Here is a 1,038-nt window from a genome sequence, read left to right as displayed (position 1 = left end):
CGCTGGATGATCAACTCAAAAAGGGCGAACACCAGTTTGTCGTCAATCACTACGATTGGAACAATGCGGACGAACTCGATTGGGAGTTCAGCGCAAAACGCATTCCCTTCCCAAACGTATCGATGTGGGACGATCCGCGCTCAGAGGAGCTCAACGAAATCGCAATGCACAAGTCCAAGACCTGGGACGAGCGTGTCGCTAACTTCAAAAAACTGCATGAATATATCCTTAGCCAGTTCGTCTTCATACCCATCCACGAGGCCGCGCAGAATATAGCCTACAACAGCGACATGCTGTCGGTTCCCGAAGCCATCCGTGGGGCGGAGATCATGCAGCAGACGGTTCTCGACCTGAAAGCGGTCGGGTAGGCGACCTGGTCCATGGCCGCATATCTCCTGAAGCGGACGCTGCTGCTCCTGCCCATCTTTGTGGTTGTCTCGGCTCTTGTCTTTATGGTCGTCCACTTCGTCCCGGGCGATCCCATCAACAATCTGGTGCGGGCCGGCTCTTCGCCGGCTCAGCGCGCTCAACTGGTTGTCAAGTACGGCTTGGATCGCAGCCTGATCGAGCAATATCTGCTGTGGATGTTCCACCTTCTGCAAGGTGATCTTGGCACCTCGATCCTTCAAGCTCGGCCCGTGCGCGATCTCATCTTGCAAAACCTGCCATACAGCCTCCAGCTCGGCCTGGCGGCGCTTGTCCTTTCTTCATTGGTCGGGATTGTCGCCGGTGCGCTCGCTGCCAGCTATCAAGGCACGCGGATCGACGAGGCGATAGGCACATTGAGCTTGCTTGGTGCGACCCTGCCAAGTTTTCTGCTTGGCCTGCTCCTGATCCTTGTCTTCGCTGTCTGGCTTGGCTGGGTTCCAGTCTCCGGCGTGCGATCCTGGACCTCATTGATCCTGCCGGTCCTTGCGACCAGCCTTGGCGGCATTGCGCTCGTAGCTCGTATCACCAGGATCGCGATGGTCGAGACAGCCAGCCAGGACTTCGTAACCTTGCTGTACGCCAAAGGGCTGTCTCCGTGCCGTATCCAGA

At 57.1% G+C, this 1,038-nt stretch carries 1 protein-coding gene and 1 pseudogene; both read left to right on the top strand.

Annotated features, from left to right (window positions below; translation table 11 throughout):
- Positions 1 to 368 (top strand): annotated as a pseudogene (locus EN925_RS39990) (ABC transporter substrate-binding protein); the annotation flags it as partial.
- 12 nt (positions 369 to 380) lie between these two features.
- On the top strand, positions 381 to 1,038 hold a 658-nt coding region (locus EN925_RS37160; RefSeq protein ID WP_164894724.1), incomplete at its 3' end, for an ABC transporter permease.

This window comes from Mesorhizobium sp. M7A.F.Ca.US.006.04.2.1 (genome assembly GCF_004022915.1).
Lineage (GTDB): Bacteria > Pseudomonadota > Alphaproteobacteria > Rhizobiales > Rhizobiaceae > Mesorhizobium > Mesorhizobium ciceri.
This window is presented reverse-complemented; position numbering and strand designations above follow the sequence as displayed.